General features: G+C 71.5%; 14 protein-coding genes. 2 read left to right on the top strand and 12 right to left on the bottom strand.

Features of this window, described 5'->3' with window-relative positions; all coding sequences use genetic code 11:
- The first annotated feature begins 147 nt into the window (after positions 1–147).
- On the top strand, positions 148–1104 hold the full coding sequence (locus ABZ876_RS16890; RefSeq protein WP_361780856.1) for an LLM class F420-dependent oxidoreductase: 957 nt from the start codon (positions 148–150) through the stop codon (positions 1102–1104).
- Between the two features lie 114 nt (positions 1105–1218).
- On the opposite strand, the gene ABZ876_RS16885 is transcribed toward ABZ876_RS16890, so the two are convergent.
- Together ABZ876_RS16885 and ABZ876_RS16880 are read right to left on the bottom strand one after the other, a co-directional pair.
- Complete coding sequence (locus tag ABZ876_RS16885) at positions 1219–2265, bottom strand: SDR family oxidoreductase (protein WP_361780853.1); 1047 nt, start codon at positions 2263–2265, stop codon at positions 1219–1221.
- 3 nt (positions 2266–2268) lie between these two features.
- A complete protein-coding gene (locus ABZ876_RS16880) occupies positions 2269–2760 on the bottom strand; it encodes a phage holin family protein (protein WP_361780851.1) in 492 nt (163 codons plus the stop codon).
- 135 nt (positions 2761–2895) lie between these two features.
- Here ABZ876_RS16880 and ABZ876_RS16875 point away from each other — a divergent pair, with 135 nt between their 5' ends.
- Positions 2896–3249, top strand: coding sequence for a VOC family protein (locus ABZ876_RS16875; RefSeq protein WP_361780848.1), 354 nt, complete (start codon positions 2896–2898; stop codon positions 3247–3249).
- 4 nt (positions 3250–3253) lie between these two features.
- On the opposite strand, the gene ABZ876_RS16870 is transcribed toward ABZ876_RS16875, so the two are convergent.
- From ABZ876_RS16870 to ABZ876_RS16825, 10 genes are all read right to left on the bottom strand, one after another.
- Positions 3254–5212, bottom strand: coding sequence for a DUF5107 domain-containing protein (locus ABZ876_RS16870; RefSeq protein WP_361780845.1), 1959 nt, complete (start codon positions 5210–5212; stop codon positions 3254–3256).
- 118 nt (positions 5213–5330) lie between these two features.
- Positions 5331–5876 (bottom strand): GNAT family protein, encoded by a 546-nt coding sequence (locus ABZ876_RS16865; protein WP_361780842.1) that lies wholly within the window; start codon positions 5874–5876, stop codon positions 5331–5333.
- A 40-nt stretch (positions 5877–5916) separates the two neighbouring features.
- On the bottom strand, positions 5917–6843 hold the full coding sequence (locus ABZ876_RS16860) for an LD-carboxypeptidase (RefSeq protein ID WP_361780839.1): 927 nt from the start codon (positions 6841–6843) through the stop codon (positions 5917–5919).
- Positions 6840–8804 carry an LpqB family beta-propeller domain-containing protein gene (locus tag ABZ876_RS16855; protein ID WP_361780837.1) on the bottom strand — a complete coding sequence of 655 codons (1965 nt, stop codon included), beginning with the start codon at positions 8802–8804 and terminating at the stop codon, positions 6840–6842. Before ABZ876_RS16855 ends, ABZ876_RS16860 begins: the two co-directional genes overlap by 4 nt.
- Positions 8805–8818: 14 nt before the next feature.
- Positions 8819–10132 (bottom strand): M20/M25/M40 family metallo-hydrolase, encoded by a 1314-nt coding sequence (locus ABZ876_RS16850; RefSeq protein ID WP_361780834.1) that lies wholly within the window; start codon positions 10130–10132, stop codon positions 8819–8821.
- Positions 10125–10958 (bottom strand): M55 family metallopeptidase, encoded by an 834-nt coding sequence (locus ABZ876_RS16845; protein ID WP_361780831.1) that lies wholly within the window; start codon positions 10956–10958, stop codon positions 10125–10127. The genes ABZ876_RS16850 and ABZ876_RS16845 overlap by 8 nt, the downstream gene beginning before the upstream one ends.
- A gap of 69 nt (positions 10959–11027) precedes the next feature.
- Entirely contained in the window at positions 11028–11930 is a 903-nt protein-coding gene (locus ABZ876_RS16840) for a sugar phosphate isomerase/epimerase (protein ID WP_361780828.1), read from the bottom strand.
- A gap of 1 nt (position 11931) precedes the next feature.
- A complete protein-coding gene (locus ABZ876_RS16835; RefSeq protein WP_361780825.1) occupies positions 11932–12834 on the bottom strand; it encodes an ATP-binding cassette domain-containing protein in 903 nt (300 codons plus the stop codon).
- Between the two features lie 5 nt (positions 12835–12839).
- Positions 12840–13916 carry an ABC transporter permease gene (locus tag ABZ876_RS16830; RefSeq protein ID WP_361780822.1) on the bottom strand — a complete coding sequence of 359 codons (1077 nt, stop codon included), beginning with the start codon at positions 13914–13916 and terminating at the stop codon, positions 12840–12842.
- Positions 13916–14938, bottom strand: coding sequence for a sugar ABC transporter substrate-binding protein (locus tag ABZ876_RS16825; RefSeq protein WP_361780819.1), 1023 nt, complete (start codon positions 14936–14938; stop codon positions 13916–13918). The genes ABZ876_RS16830 and ABZ876_RS16825 overlap by 1 nt, the downstream gene beginning before the upstream one ends.
- Positions 14939–15133 lie beyond the last annotated feature (195 nt).

Genomic DNA, 15133 nt, shown 5'->3' with positions numbered 1-15133 from the left:
TGGCGGGCGCACGAATGCCACCCGTGGAGACCTTCCGCGTTTCCCAGGTCAGGGCGCCCAAACCCGGCAGGCCCGGCGTTTCGCCCCCACCGGCGCGGTTACCCGGCCGGAGACCGACGCGGTAAGCCCCGTCCCGGAGGTTCTTCCATGACCGAGTACGGCTATTTCCTCTCGTGTGAGGAGTTCGGCCCCGCTGATCTGATCGAGCAGGCGCGGATGGCCGAGCAGGCCGGATTCCAGGCGCTGTGGATCTCGGACCACTACCACCCGTGGAACGACGCGCAGGGCCAGAGCCCCTTCGTGTGGTCGGTCATCGGTGCCCTCTCGGAGGTGGTGTCGCTGCCGGTCGAGACCGCGGTCACCTGCCCGACGGTGCGGATGCATCCGGCGGTGGTGGCGCAGGCCGCCGCGACCAGCGCGGTGATGACCGGCGGCCGCTTCCGGCTGGGTGTCGGCACGGGCGAGGCTCTGAACGAGCACATCCTCGGCGACCGCTGGCCGCCCACGAGCGTGCGTCTGGAGATGCTGGAGGAGGCCATCCAGGTGATGCGCCGGCTGTTCACCGGCGAGGAGGTCACCCACCACGGCACTCACTACACGGTGGAGAACGCCCGCCTCTACACGGTCCCCGACGCACCCGTCCCGATCGACATCTCCGGCTTCGGGCCCGCGGCGACCTCGCTCGCGGCCCGGATCGGCGACGGCTACATCACCATGATGCCGAAGGAGTCGATGGTGGCGCAGTTCCGCAAGGGCGGGGGCGGCGCCAAACCGGTGAGCGGCGGCACGAAGGTCTGCTACGGCACCGACCGGGACGAGGCCGTCCGCACGGTGCGCAGGCTGTGGGCCAACGAACTGCTGCCCGGCGAGATGGGGCAGGTGCTGCCATCGCCGAAGCACTTCGAGCAGTTGCAGCCGCTGGTCACCGAGGAGACGGTGCGCGAGAACCGGGTGTGCGGGGACGACGTGGACGAGCACGTGGCCGCGCTGTCCGCGTTCGTCGACGCGGGCTTCGACCGGGTCTACGTCAACCAGATCGGCCCCGACCAGCGCGGCTTCTTCGACTTCTACCGCACGAAGGTGCTGCCGCAGCTGCCGCGTTGAGATGTGTCGAGACGTGACGAGACGTGACGTGACGTGACGTGGGGCCGGGAGCGGGGCCTGGCGCACGAGACCGCCCCCGTTTTCCAGCCCCACTCCGCGCCCCGGGCCCCGCTGTCAGCCGCGGCGGCGCAGGGCCTCGACTGCCACCGCGGCGCCCAGTCCGCCGGCCAGCAGACCGGCGCCGATCCTCGCCCGGTTGCGGGAGAACCATTCCTCGGCACTTATCGGCTGGGACTCCGCGTCGAAGCGTCCGTGCGCCCCGAAGTCATGGCCGTGCGGGCCGTCCGCGGGGGTCCACAGGTTCCCCGCCCCGTCGTGCCGCGCCTTGTCCCGCTCGTCCTGCTGGGCGTCGAACCCGGTGCGCGCGAGATACCGGTCCAGCAGCCCGGGAGCCACCGCATTGGCGATCAGGGTGGCCACCGTCGATCCGCCCACCCAGTACTCCCGGCGCCTGGCATGCCCGGCCGCGTGCACGATCGCGCGTGCCGCCACCTCCGGCTGGTAGACCGGCGCGACCGGCCTGGCTCGCCCCGGCATCCGGTTCAGCACCCAGTCGAACTGCGGGGTGTTCATGGCCGGCAGCTGCACCATGGTCGTCCGCACCCGCGACCGTTCGTGCATCAGTTCGCATCGCAAGGACTCGTTGAACCCCTGGATGGCATGCTTGGCACCGCAGTACGCCGACTGGAGCGGTATCCCCCGGTACGCGAGCGCGGAGCCGACCTGGACGATCGTCCCGTGGTTCGCGGGCTGCATATGCCGTAGGGCGGCCCGGGTACCGAACACACATCCGAGGTACGTCACTTCGGTGACCCGGCGGAACTCGTCCGGCGCGATGTCCGTGAACCGCGCGAAGACACCCGTGAACGCGTTGTTGACCCAGACGTCGATCCGCCCGAACGCATCGGCGACCTGCTGCGCGGCGTCCTCGACCGCTCTGGCGTCCGCCACGTCGACAGGTACGACGAGCGCCTCACCGCCGACGCGCCGCACCTCTTCCGCGGCCGCCGCGAGGCCCTCGCGGCCCCGGGCCAGCAGGGCGACCCGGTCGCCGCGCGCGGCGAAGGCCACGGCCGCGGCCCGGCCCACGCCGCCGCTCGCCCCGGTCACCACGACCGCCCTGCGGCGACCCGTCACGGCTCGCGTCCACGACCTGGCCATCGTTCACCGGGCCCGGCGGTGCGGTACGTCGGGGCCGGCTTCCGGCATACCCGGCACAGGGCCGCCCGTCACCGGGTCCCCGGGTGCGGCGGGCGGCACCGGCGGGTACGGCATGCCGTGGCCGCTCGGCGGTCCGGCGGGCGGCGGCGTACCGCCGACGAGACGGCCCGTGGCCCCGTGGGATCCGGTCCCGTGCGGGTGGCCGCCGGAGCGGGCGGCACCGCGCAGCACATAGGCGGCCACGCCCAGCACCGCCGCCATGATCAGCGCGGCGGCCCAGCCGGGCAGGCCGAGGGCCAGGGCCAGGCCGACGGCGAGCGCCAGCGCGGCACCCGCATACAGGCCGGCGGCACCGGACGCGGCGTACAGCGCGGCCGTGCGGCGCTGCTTGCGCGTCTGTTCGCGCAGCTCGTCACGCACGGCCTCACGGGCCACCTGTGTCAGCTCGTCGACCAGCTGCTTGTCCAGATGTTCCAGATGATCCAAGCGCTTCATGCCGGCCGGGTACCCGGGCATGGGCGCGCATAACGCCGTGCCACCCGCCTGCCACACCCCCGTCCCGGGGAAAAGCGGCGTGTATCCGGCGGAATCGATCTCCTCTCCCGAACCGCCCCAACTAGGCTCGCCCGCATGGAGATTCTGGGAGCCTCGCTGCGCGTCTGCGTCGACGACATGGAGACCGCGGTCCCCTTCTACGAACGTCTGGCGGGCGGCAGAGCTCTCCGTTTCGAACGCGGGGGCGTCCAGGTCGCCGCGGTCGGCTGCTTCCTGCTGATGAGCGGCCCGGCGTCCGAACTCGAGCTGCTGCGCAGGGTGGCGGCGACGATCGCCGTGGATGACGTCGACGAGGCCCACCGCGTGCTGACCGGCCTCGGAGCCCGGATCATCGCGGGCCCGCTCCCCACACCGGCGGGCCGCAATCTGATCGCGGCGCATCCGGACGGGGTGGTCTACGAGTATGTGGACCGCCGGCCGCCCGCCTAGCCGCTCACGGTGCGGGCCGCATCCGGAAGTCGTAGCGCGCCGGCAGCGGCTCGTCGGTGATCCGGGCCCACAGCTCGCTGATCGTCTCCTCGCCCTCCCGCAGATCGGCGACTTCGAACCCCTCGTCGAACACCGCCCGCGCCGCCTCGCGATCGCCCTCCGCGAGCAGCAGCCGCGCCTCGATCAGCCGGAAGCGGCCGCGCTCTCGCGTCATGGGGTGCAGGCGGTGCCACACCGCCCGCGCGTCCCGGGCGCGGCCCACGGCCAGCAGGGCCTCGAGGGTCTCGCGGCCGAGCGCCGCGGTGGCGGCCGTCCAGGTCTCCCCGTCGTCGCGACGCTCCCGGCACAGGTCGTCGAAGGCCTCGGCGTACCGGTCGGCGGCGCGCTCGCGGTGTCCGGCCTCCTGGTCGGCCACCGCGAGACAGCGCAGCACGGGCCACAGGGACGGGGCGAGAGGAAGGGCGCGCTCCCAACTGCGCACCGCCTGCGCACGGTCCCCGGCATGCCACTGGGCGATGCCGAGGTGATACTCCGTCAGGGGCCGTGCGGGCGCGGTCTCCAGCATGTCCCGCCAGTGCGGCGCCACCAGCGTCTCCCCCGGCGGCCCGGCCCGCCGCGCCTCGGGGAAGGAACCGGTCCGCAACAACTCCAGCCATGGCGCCTGCGCATCACCGAGCGTCGCCTCCTCGAACGGGGTCCCCGGCAACTTGCCGCCCGTGCACAGCACTTCGAGTGCGCCCCAGCCCGAACCGGCGGCGAGCACCTCACCGGGTTCGGCGTCGGCGTACGGCCGCCACGCGGCGTAGGCGGTGTCGACGCGCTCGCGCGGCAGACAGGCCTCCAGACGCGCCTCGGCCGCGCGTACGACGCCGGGCCACTCCCCTTCGCGCTCGGCGTGCAGCGGCCCGTACGCCTCCAGCCAGGCGACCTCGCTCTTTGCCTCCAGGCGTACGTGTTCCAGCTGGGTGCGGGCCAGTCCGGCCTGGATCTCGCAGTATCCGCCGGTGCCCGGTTCGGTGAGCCACTCCTGCCAGCGGCGACCGCCGGTGCCCGTGCCCCAGACGAAGAGCTTGCGGCCGTGCAGCACATCGGTCGACGTCTGCACCAGTCCGTGGCCGTCCTCGCCGAGCGCGGCGATCCAGCGCCGCCGCCCGTCGGGGACGTCGTAGAACCAGTCGGCGGGATGGACGCTGTTCGCCGGACAGGTGCGGTCCACACCGTCGTACGACGGCACCGGCACACGGTGCGGTCGGCGCTCGTAGCCGAAGTGGTAGGCCTCCTCGGCGGGGGCGAGCACCCGGCACTCCTCGGGTACGGCGATATTGGACCACCAGTAGGTCGGCACCGGCCGGTCGTGCGGATTGCGGATCCGGGCGCCGACGTACAGGAAGTCGGAGCCTTCCGGCAGCCAGAGGTCGACCTGGAACGGCAGGTCGCGCAGGCGCTCCCACTCCCACAGGCGCAGCATCTCCCCGCCGTCGGGCGCGGTGACGCGGGCCGCGTGCAGGGGCGAACAGGAGAGGGTGGTGTGGCCGGTGGCGCCGATGTTCCACTCGATACCGCCGGAGAACCAGGCGCCGTTGAGCGCGAAGCAGGCGGGCTGGAACACCGGGTTGCGGTAGAGGAGTTCACGTCCGCTCGGCTTGTGGAACAGTGACGCGACGCGTCCGCCCAGGCCGGGCAGGACGGTGACGCGCAGCCGGTCGTTCTCGATCACGAGGGTGACGATGTCCCGGTGAGCGCGCGCTCTGCCGTAGCCGTCCCGCACCCGCACGGGCAGCAGGCTGCGCAGAGGCGCACAGCCGAACTGCCGGGCCATGTCGGGCGGCAGGTTCTCCCTGTCGCGGTCCTCGATGCGGTGCACGTCGTCGAACGGCCGCAGCGGGGGCAGTGGGTTGTCCGGTCCCAGAGCCGCCGCGGGCAGCTTCATCACGTCCCGTCGGATCGTCGTCACGATCGCCATGGAACCCGTTCGCCGACGAGCCGACCAGGGGCTCTGCCGGTCAGGATTCCGCAAAGCCGGACATGACGGCGCCCGGGGCGATGCCGCACCGGACCTCCCCGGAGGCCGCGGGCCCGGGTCAGCTGCCGGTCATCTCGGCGGTGATGGCCCAGCGTTCGTGGTCGCGCCAGGCCCCGTCGATGTAGATCATGTTCGGCGAGAAGCCCTCGAGGCGGAAGCCGCAGCGCCGGGCGAGGGCGATCGAGGCGGTGTTGCCGGGCTGCGCGTTGATCTCCAGCCGGTGCAGTCCCATCGGTCCGAACGCGTACCGCACCACGAGGTCGAGGGCCTCCGCCATCAGTCCCCGCCCGGCCGCATGGGCGAAGACACCGTAGCCGAGGGCCCCGCACAGGAATCCGCCCTGGACGATGTTGTTGATGTTGATGAACCCGGCGATGGCCCCGCTGTCCTTCTCGCACACCAGGAAGCCGGTCTTCGTCGGATCGTCGATCAGCCGGCCCGCGTAGGCCGCGTAGGCCCGCGCGGTGACGGGCGGGAAGAGCCACGGATGGTGCAGGTCCTTGCTCTCCCGCGCCCGGGCGGTGAATTCGGCCTCGTCCTCGTAGGTGAAGTGGCGAATGCCCACGCTGGGGCCTTCGGCGAGATATCCGCGGGTCACAGGCACACCGGTACCCTACGTGACCCGCGGCCCCCGCGCCGCGGAGCTACGCCAGCGCCGGCTCGTCCAGCGTCAGCGTCCCGGCCTCCGCGTCCAGTTCGGCCCCCACCCCGAACGGGATGGTCAGCGCGCCCTCGCCGTGCCCGAAGCCGAACTCCTCGACGACCGGTACCCCGAGGCCGCCGAGCCGGTCGGTGAGAACCCGCCGCAGCAACTCGTACGGACCGCACTCCTTCCAGGAGCCGAGCGCGATCCCGGCGACCCCGTCGAGCCGGCCGGAGCGCAGCATCTGGGTGAGGACCCGGTCCACGCGGTACGCCTCCTCGCCGACGTCCTCGATCATCAGCAGGCCTCCCCGTGAGCCGGCCCGGGCGTGCGGGGTGCCCAGTTCGGTCGCGAGCAGGCTCAGACAGCCGCCGAAGGTGACGCCCCGGGCCCGTCCGGGCACGAGCACCGTCCCGCCCAGAGCGCGGATGGCCGTCACGGACTCCGGCTCGAAGAGCGTGGCCCGCAGATGCTCCTGCGCCCGGGCGTTCTTCAGGAAGTCGACCGACGACACCATCGGACCGTGCAGCGTGACCAGGCCGAGGCGGACCGCGAACGCCTCGTGCAGCGCGGTGATGTCGCTGAAGCCGACCAGCACCTTGGGCCCGGCGGCCCGCAGCGCGTCCCAGTCGAGCAGGTCCACCATGCGCTGCGCCCCGTATCCACCGCGGGCGCACAGCACCGCGGTCACATCCGGGTCGCACCAAGCGGCCTGGAAGTCGGCGGCCCGGTCGGCGTCCGTGCCCGCGAGGTAGGGGTAGTCGGGGTGCCGGTCCAGGACATGCGGGCCCACGACCGGGTCCAGTTCCCAGGCGCGCAGGAGGTCGAGCCCGGCGGCGAGCCGCTCCTCGACCACGGGCCCGCTGGGCGCGACGACGGCCACGCGGGCGCCGGGGGCGAGTCTCGGCGGCCGTGCGAGAGGGATCATCTGCTGAGCTCCAGGGTGGGTATGCCGGGCGGGTCGAACCCGAAGACCTGCGCGTACAGGGACAGCTCGGCCTCCAGGGCACGCACCATGGTCTCAACCCGCCGGAAGCCGTGCCCCTCGCCCTCGAAGGCGAGGTAGGCGTGCGGCACCCGCCGCCCCGCGAGCCGCGCGAGGAACCGCTCGCACTGCGCCGGCGGACAGATGGGGTCGTCGAGCCCCTGGAGCAGCAGAAAGGGGGCGGTGATCCGGTGCGCGTTCTCGAGGGGCGATCTCTCGGCGTACCGGTCGGGCACCTCGGAGTAGGGCCCCACCAGGGTGTCCGTGTACCGGGACTCGAAGTCGTGGGTCTCCCCCGAACCGAAGCTCTTCAAGTCCAGGACGGGATAGATGATCGTGCCGCAGGCGTAGCCGTCCGTCGTCGTCAGGGACACCGCCGACGTCCAGCCGCCCGCGCTGCCGCCCCGCACGGCGAGCCGGTCGCGGTCGGCGATGCCCTCGTCGGCGAGGGCGGCCGCGACGGCCGCGCAGTCCTCGACGTCGACGACCCCCCACTGTCCGCGCAGCCGGTTGCGGTACTCGCGTCCGTATCCGGTCGAGCCGCCGTAGTTCACCTCGACGACGCCGATGCCGCGCGAAGTGAAGTAGGCGATCTCCAGGTCCAGGACGCACGGGACCCGGCTGGTGGGCCCGCCGTGGGCCCACACGAGATAGGGCGGCAGCTCGCCGTCGGGCGCGGTGTGACCGGGGTGGTGCGGCGGATACAGGTGGGCGTGGATCTCCCGGCCCCCGGGCCCGGTGAAGGTACGGACCCGCGGGTCGGGGTAGTAGGCGGGGTCGACCGCGTCCTCGTGGGCGGTGCCGACGACCCGGGCGCGGCCGGTGCTCACATCCAGTTCGACCACCTCGTACGCGGTGCGCGGGCTCGCGCCGACGGCGACGATCCGGCTGCCGTGCGCGGCGAGGGTGGCGGCGAACTCGGTCCAGGGTCCGGCCGCGTCGACGACCTCGCCGCTGTCCGGGTCGAGGATACCGAGCCGACTGGCTCCCCTGCCGTGCAGGACGGCGATCAGCCCGCTCTCCAGCGGAGCGAACCACCGCAGGCCGACCTTCCACAGCGGCCCGGCGAACTCCTCCGCGCGGGGGCACAGCGGCACACCGTCCCGGTACAGATTCCACCAGCCGCCGAGGTCACTGGCGTACAGCAGGGAGCCGTCGGCCGCCCACTCGGCCTGGGGGATGGACTCCTCGGGGCCACCGGCGAGAGTGCGCGGCTCCCCGAGTGTCCCGTCGCCGGTCACCTCGGCCACGATGAGCTCGGTGCCGTCCCACGGCATGCGCGGATGGTCCCAGGCGATCCACGCCGCGCGCCGCCCGTCCGGCGAGAGGCGGGGCCCCGTGACGAAACGGTGCCGCGCCTCGGTGAGTTCCCGCACGGCACGCCGGTCCCGCGCCGCGGAACCGTCCAGGGGCACGGCGGCCACCACCCGGCGTACGTCCGAGGGGCCCTCACCGGTGAACTCCTCCAGCACACACCACACCTCGCCGCGCTCGGCATGCAGTTGCGGGTCGACCCAGCGCAGTCCGCCGCCCACCGGCGAGAGGGGAGTGAGCGGGCGCGGCCCGTCACCGGGCGCCGCCGGCTCGTATGCGTACAGCCGCTGGTCCGCGAAGTGGACGAAGACCAGCAGCGGGCCCTCGGGACGCATGACACCGGACCAGGGCCGGCCGCCGTACTCCATGACCCGGCTGCGCACGTTCCACGGCGGGGGCAGCACCGTCTGCTGTGCACCGTCCGCCGTGCGCCGCACGAGGGTGCGGCGGCCGCCTTCCATGGGGCGTGGCTCGGTCCACCACGCCTCCTCGCCCACGAAGTCCACCGAATCCGGCTGCCCGTCGTGCGCGGCGGCGAGCGCCGCGTCGATGGGCGAGGGCCACTCCCCGTAGGGCAGGATCCGCGCCATCTCCCCCACCTCTCCTAGGCCGTCCGCAGAAAGCGGTCGAGGACTCGGACGCCGAAGTGCAGGGCCTCGACGGGGACGCATTCGTCGACGCCGTGGAAGAGTGCCTGGTAGTCGAAGCCCTCCGGCAGCTTCAGCGGCGCGAAACCGTATCCGGTGATGCCGAGGCGCGAGAACTGCTTGGCGTCGGTGCCGCCCGACATGCAGTACGGCACCACATGTCCCTCTGGCGCGAACTCCTCCACGGCGGCCCGCATCCGGGCGAAAGTCGGTGAGTCCACCGGTGATTGGAGGGCGACCTCGCGGTGGTGGTACTCCCAGTCGACGTCCGGTCCGGTCAGTTCGTCGAGTGTGGCGCGGAACTCGTCCTCACCGCCGGGTACATAGCGTCCGTCGATGTGGGCGACGGCCTCGCCCGGGATCACGTTCACCTTGTAACCGGCGCGGAGCATGGTCGGGGTGGCGCTGTTGCGGACGGCCGGCCGGACCAGTGCCGCGGCCGGGCCCAGCTCCTCCAGAAGGTCGTCCGTGGCGACGGGGTCGTCGAGGTCGGCGTCGAGGCCGTACAGGGCGGCGAGTTCGGTGAGCGCGGCCCGCACGGTCGGGGTGAGCCGCAGCGGCCACTCATGGGCGCCGATCCGGGCGACGGCGGCGGCGAGCCGGGTGACGGCGTTGCTGTGGTTCGGCTTGGAGCCGTGGCCGGCGCGGCCGCGGGCGGTCAGGGTGAGCCAGGCGGTGCCGCGCTCACCCGCCGCGACGGGATAGATGCGCCGGCCGCCGCCGTCGTGGAACGTGAACGCTCCGGACTCGCTGATTCCTTCGGTGCACCCCTCGAAGAGATGCGCATGGCGGTCCGCCAGGAACTCGGAGCCGTCCTCGGCGCTCGCCTCCTCGTCGGCGGTGAACGCGAGGACGAGGTCGCGGCGGGGCCGCACGCCCGTGCGGGCCCAGGCCGCCACGACCGCGAGGATCATCGCGTCCATGTTCTTCATGTCGACCGCGCCACGGCCCCAGACGACACCGTCGCGCACCTCTCCGGAGAACGGGTGCACGCTCCAGTCGGCGGCCTCGGCGGGCACCACGTCGAGATGGCCGTGGACGAGCAGTGCGTCCGCGGACGGGTCGGTGCCCTCGATCCGGGCGACGACGTTGGTCCGGCCTTCGGTGCGTTCCAGGAGCGTGGGCTCCAGGCCCGCCTCGGCCAGCCGCGCCGCCGCGTACTCGGCGGCGGGCCGCTCGCGGCAGTCTCCGCCGCCCCGGTTGGTGGTGTCGATCCGGATGAGGTCCGAGGTGAAGCGCACGACCTCGTCGAGTGCCTGCCGGTCAGCCATACTGCTCCTCCACCGCCGCAGAGGCGATCGTGGTGACCGCCTTGAAGGTACGGATGCCCTCGTACATGGTGGCGCTCGTGTACGCCACCTTCCGCTCGCCGATGCGGTCCACGCCCGGGACGACGGTGGCGGCCATCGCGAGGTGCTCGGCGTCGAACTCGAGCGCCACGGTGAACGGTCCTGCGTAGACCGGCTCCTGGCGCACCGCCAGCGCGACCGCCCGCTTGGCGGCGGCGCGGATGTCGGCGGCGGTCCTGGCGGGTGTGCGGCACACCGCCGCGTACCGGGAGACGTGGTCCTTGACGGCGACCTTGAGCGCCTCCGGCGCATAGCCCAGCGCGTCCTCGCAGGCCACGTCGTCGCCGGTGACCAGGATCACGGGCACGCCGTACTCGGCGGCGACGTGCGCGTTCAGCAGACCCTCGCTGGCGCGGACGTCGTTCAGCCAGACTCCGGTGATGGAGTTGGCGAGATAGGTGTGCGCCAGCACGCCTTCCATACCCGCGCCCGCGTGGTAGCCGACGAACGCGATGCCGTCCACGTCGCCGTGTTGGACGCCCTCCACCATGGACAGGGACTTGTGACGGCCGGTGAGCATCTGCGCCCGCTCGTCGAGCCGCTCCAGGAGCAGATTGCGCATGGTCCAGTGTGCCTCGTTGATCAGCACCTCGTCGGCGCCGCCGTCGAGGAAACCGAGCACGGCGGCGTTCACGTCCGAGGTGAACATCGCCCGGCACCGCTCCCACTGCGGCGTCCCGGGCAGCACGTCGGCCGGCCAGGTCACACCGGTGGCGCCCTCCATGTCGGCGCTGATGAGGATCTTCATGCACGAAACCGTACGTGCTGGTGACGATGCGTGACCAGCCCTGTGGAAAAGCGGTCGCCCCTTCGGGGGTCAGGCGCCGCAGGAGCGGAGGAAGGCGCGGGTGCGGACGGCGATGGGCAGCGGCCGCCCCGGTGGGCAGGGGTACATGTCCTGCTCGACGATGGCGAAGAGGTCGACGCCGAGGCCCTGGGCGGCGGCGAGGACCGGTTCCAGCGCGGGCACGCCGCCCGGGGGTTCGCACATCACGCCGCGCTGCACGGCGGGCCCGAAGGGCACCCCGTTCGCCACGACGTCGGCGAGGATCTCCGGGTCGACCTGCTTGAGGTGCAGGTAGCCGATGCGCTCGCCGTAGGTCTCGATGAGCTTGACGCTGTCGCCACCGCAGTAGGCGTAGTGCCCGGTGTCCAGGCAGAGGTTGACGAGGTCGGAGTCGGTGGCGTCGAGGAGGCGCCCGACGTGCTCCTCGGTGTCGATGTGGGTGTCGGCGTGCGGGTGGACGACGATGTCGAGTCCGTAGGTCTCCTTGACCTCGTGGCCGAGCCGCTCCATGCCCTTGCAGAGGTGGGCCCACTGTTCGGCGGTCAGCTCCGGCGGCTCGATGATCTCGGCGGTCTTGTCGTCCCGCCAGAAGGAGGGGATGACCACCAGGTGTTGCGCACCCATCGCCTGGGTGAGCGCGGCGACCCGGCCGACGTGCTCCCAGGTGGACTCCCATACGGCCGGTCCGCGGTGCAGTGCGGTGAAGACGGTGCCCGCCGACACCTTCAGACTCCGCTTGTTCACCTCGTCGGTGAGCCGGGCCGGGTCGGTCGGCAGATAGCCGTAGGGGCCGAGTTCGATCCAGCAGTAGCCGGCCTCGGCGACCTCGTCGAGGAAGCGTTCCCAGGGCACCTGCCGCGGGTCGTCGGGGAACCAGACGCCCCAGGAGTCCGGGGCCGAGCCGACCCGGATGCGGTCCAGGGCAGGGGTCATCTCAGGAGTTCCCTTCGGGAGGTGCGGCCACGGGTGCCCGGAGGTCCCTCTCCTCCGGGAGGCCCTGGACGTCGACGCCGCCGACCTGTGCCAGCTCGTGCTTGAGAGCGGCGAGTTCGGCGCCGCCGGCCATGTGGTTGGTCAGCTCTTCCAGGCTGACCTGTGTGCGGTCGGCGCTGAGCTCCAGGGTGCCCAGGCGCAGCACACTGAAGTGGTCGCCGACCATATACGCGTGGTGCGGGTTGTGGGTGATGAAGATGACGCCCAGTCCGCGCCCGCGGGCGGCCGCGATGTACTTGAGGACGACGCCCGACTGCCTGACGCCGAGGGCGGCGGTGGGCTCGTCCAGAATGAGGACGCGGGCTCCGAAATAGACGGCGCGGGCGATGGCCACGCACTGGCGCTGGCCGCCGGAGAGGGTGCCGATGGGCTGTTCGAGGTCGTCGAGGACGATGCCCATGTTGCGCAGTTCCTCGTCAGCGGTCTTCTTCATCCGGGCGATGTCGAGGCGGCGGACCGGCCAGGGCCCCCTGGTCATCTCCGAGCCGAGGAAGAAGTTCCGCCACACCGGCATGAGCGGCACGGTCGCCAGATCCTGGTACACGGTGGCGATGCCGCGGTCCAGGGCCTCACGCGGGGTGCTGAAGCGCACCGGTTGCCCGTCGACGAGGAACTCGCCCTCGGTGTGCTGGTGGAGCCCGGAGATGATCTTGATCAGAGTGGACTTGCCGGCGCCGTTGTCGCCCAGGACGCAGGCGACCCTGCCGGGGTGGACGGCGAGGTCGACGCCGTGCAGGGCGCGGATGTTGCCGTAGGACTTGCCCGCCCCGCGCAGTTCGACGATGGGGGCCCGGTCGGCCGGGGTGGACGTGCCGTTGGGGGTGCCGAGGTCGGCGGTCGTCATGGGGATCACCTCCGGGTCGCCGACTGGCGGACCCACAGATTGATGAGGGTGGCGCCGAGGAGCATCACGCCGAGGAATGCCTTGAACCAGTCGGGATTCCAGCCGGCGTAGACGATGCCCTGGCTGACCATGCCGAACATGAAGGCGCCGAACACGGGGCCGATCGCGGAGCCGTAGCCGCCGGTGAGCAGGCAGCCGCCGATGACCGCGGCGGCGATGTAGATCAGTTCCTGGCCGACGCCCTCGCCGGACTGCACGGTGTTGAAGGCGAACAGCTGGTGCATGCCGACGAACCAGGCACCGAGGCCGACCACCATGAACAGGGTGATCTTGGTGAACTTCACCGGCACGCCGACGGCCCGTGCGCTGTCCTTGTTGCCGCCGACCGCGAAGATCCAGTTGCCGTATTTGGTGCGCAGCAGGACCCAGGTGGCCAGGGCCGCGAAGCCGAGCCACCACAGGACGGTGACCTTGAACTGGACGCCCCCGACGGTGAGGGAGGAGGCGAAGACCGCCTTGGCCTGGTCGAAGCCTTCCATGTCGCTGATGTCGTCGGTGGCGACGTTGCCTGTGATCAGCTTGGTGACCGCGAGGTTGATGCCCTGAAGGCCGAGGAACGTGCCGAGCGTGATCAGGAAGCTCGGCAGTCCCGTGCGCATCACCATCCAGCCGTTGAACGCCCCGATCGCGAGCGACACCACGAGGGCGACGATCACGCCCACCCATACGTTCATGGTCAGCTGGTAGCTGACCATGCTCGCGGTCAGCGCGGAGGTGATCACCGAGACACCGGACGACAGGTCGAACTCGCCGCCGATCATCAGCAGCGCCACGGGCAGCGCCATGATCCCGATGGTGGAGGACTGGTAGAGGACGGTGGCCATCGCACTGCCCGTGCGGAACGTGGGCGCCGCGACGAAGAAGAAGACGAACACCGCGACGGCCCCGAGGAAGACGCCGACCTCGGGCCGAGCGAGCAGCCGGAGCACGAGGGAGCGCTGTACCGTCCGGCCGTCACGCTCCTTGGGGCCGGAGGCCGGCGGTGAGGACACCGCCGGCACAGCCTGCTCGGACATGGTCATCACCTCGTGCCCTTCGCGGCGAACGCCGCGACGGTGTCGACGTTGGACTTGTCGACGAAGGCCGGTCCGGTCAGCACCGGCTGTTCGCCGCCGCCGCTGTAGTTGCCGTTGTTCTTCTGGAGCCACAGGGAGTCGACCGCCAGGTAGCCCTGGAGATAGGGCTGCTGGTCGACGGCGAACTGGATGTCACCCTTCTGGATGGCGTCGGTGAGGTCCTTGTTGAGGTCGAAGGTGGCGACCTTCGCCTTGCTGCCCGCGTCGCCCACCGACTGCACCGCGGTCAGGGCGTAGGGCGCGCCGAGCGCGGCGACGTAGTCGATGGAGCTGTCCTGCTTCAGCTTGGCGGTGATGGTCGACTTCACCGACGGCATGTCGGTGCCGTTGACATAGAGGATCTGCGTCTTGCCGCCGAATGTCTTCTTCACGCCGTCGCAGCGCTGGGTGAGTCCGACGTTGCCCTGCTCCTGGATCACACAGACCGCGTTCTTCGCTCCGACCTCGTTCAGCTTCTTGCCGAACGCCTCTCCCGCCACGCTCTCGTCCTGCCCGAAGAACTCCAGCAGTCCCAGCTTCTTCCAGTCGCTCACCCCGGAGTTGAGGCCGACCACCGGGATCCCCGCCTGTGTCGCCTTGCCCACCACGTCCTTCATGGCGTCCGGTTTGGCAAGGGTGATCGCTATGCCGTCGACCTTCTGGTCGATGGCGTTCTGCACCAGGTTGGCCTGGCTGCCCGCGTTGGGGTCGCTGGAGTAGACGAGCTTGATGTTGTCCTTGGCCGCGGCCGCCTCGGCTCCCTTGCGGACGATGTCCCAGAAGGTGTCGCCCGGGGCCTGGTGGGTGACCAGCGCGACCGTCATCCGGGGCGTGGTCGCCTTGCCCGCGGCGACGCCGGAGTTCTTCTCCTCCGCCTTCCTGCCGCCCGAGCTGCTGGAGCAGCCGGCGGCGAGCAGCGCGGACGCCGCGGCCAGCGCGACAAAGGGGACGACTCTGCGGGAGTGGCGGGGGTGGAACGTGCGGTCCATCTTTCCTGCACCTCACTGTGCGGCCGGGGAAGGGGAAAGGGAGAGGGACGGCGCCGGGCGGCAGCCCCACATGGGGCCCGGACCGGGGGTCCGGGCCGGGTGCCGTGATCCGGCGGTTTCGCTGGGACCGGATACAAGCCCCTGGCGCACCCACCTGTCAATACTTTGTTAAGACATTATTTAAGAAGCAGGTCC

It is taken from the genome of Streptomyces sp. NPDC046931, from assembly GCF_040644655.1.
Taxonomy (GTDB): domain Bacteria; phylum Actinomycetota; class Actinomycetes; order Streptomycetales; family Streptomycetaceae; genus Streptomyces.
The sequence above is the reverse complement of the archived record's forward strand: the minus strand, read 5'-3'. Positions and strand labels throughout refer to the sequence as shown.

What these genes read in the sequence shown, in the direction of transcription:
- ABZ876_RS16890 (WP_361780856.1), top strand. Translation starts at nt 148, where the DNA reads ATGACCGAGTACGGCTATTTCCTCTCGTGTGAGGAGTTCGGCCCCGCT.
- ABZ876_RS16885 (WP_361780853.1), bottom strand. Translation starts at nt 2,265, where the DNA reads ATGGCCAGGTCGTGGACGCGAGCCGTGACGGGTCGCCGCAGGGCGGTC.
- ABZ876_RS16880 (WP_361780851.1), bottom strand. Translation starts at nt 2,760, where the DNA reads ATGAAGCGCTTGGATCATCTGGAACATCTGGACAAGCAGCTGGTCGAC.
- ABZ876_RS16875 (WP_361780848.1), top strand. Translation starts at nt 2,896, where the DNA reads ATGGAGATTCTGGGAGCCTCGCTGCGCGTCTGCGTCGACGACATGGAG.
- ABZ876_RS16870 (WP_361780845.1), bottom strand. Translation starts at nt 5,212, where the DNA reads ATGGCGATCGTGACGACGATCCGACGGGACGTGATGAAGCTGCCCGCG.
- ABZ876_RS16860 (WP_361780839.1), bottom strand. Translation starts at nt 6,843, where the DNA reads ATGATCCCTCTCGCACGGCCGCCGAGACTCGCCCCCGGCGCCCGCGTG.
- ABZ876_RS16855 (WP_361780837.1), bottom strand. Translation starts at nt 8,804, where the DNA reads ATGGCGCGGATCCTGCCCTACGGGGAGTGGCCCTCGCCCATCGACGCG.
- ABZ876_RS16850 (WP_361780834.1), bottom strand. Translation starts at nt 10,132, where the DNA reads ATGGCTGACCGGCAGGCACTCGACGAGGTCGTGCGCTTCACCTCGGAC.
- ABZ876_RS16845 (WP_361780831.1), bottom strand. Translation starts at nt 10,958, where the DNA reads ATGAAGATCCTCATCAGCGCCGACATGGAGGGCGCCACCGGTGTGACC.
- ABZ876_RS16840 (WP_361780828.1), bottom strand. Translation starts at nt 11,930, where the DNA reads ATGACCCCTGCCCTGGACCGCATCCGGGTCGGCTCGGCCCCGGACTCC.
- ABZ876_RS16835 (WP_361780825.1), bottom strand. Translation starts at nt 12,834, where the DNA reads ATGACGACCGCCGACCTCGGCACCCCCAACGGCACGTCCACCCCGGCC.
- ABZ876_RS16830 (WP_361780822.1), bottom strand. Translation starts at nt 13,916, where the DNA reads ATGACCATGTCCGAGCAGGCTGTGCCGGCGGTGTCCTCACCGCCGGCC.
- ABZ876_RS16825 (WP_361780819.1), bottom strand. Translation starts at nt 14,938, where the DNA reads ATGGACCGCACGTTCCACCCCCGCCACTCCCGCAGAGTCGTCCCCTTT.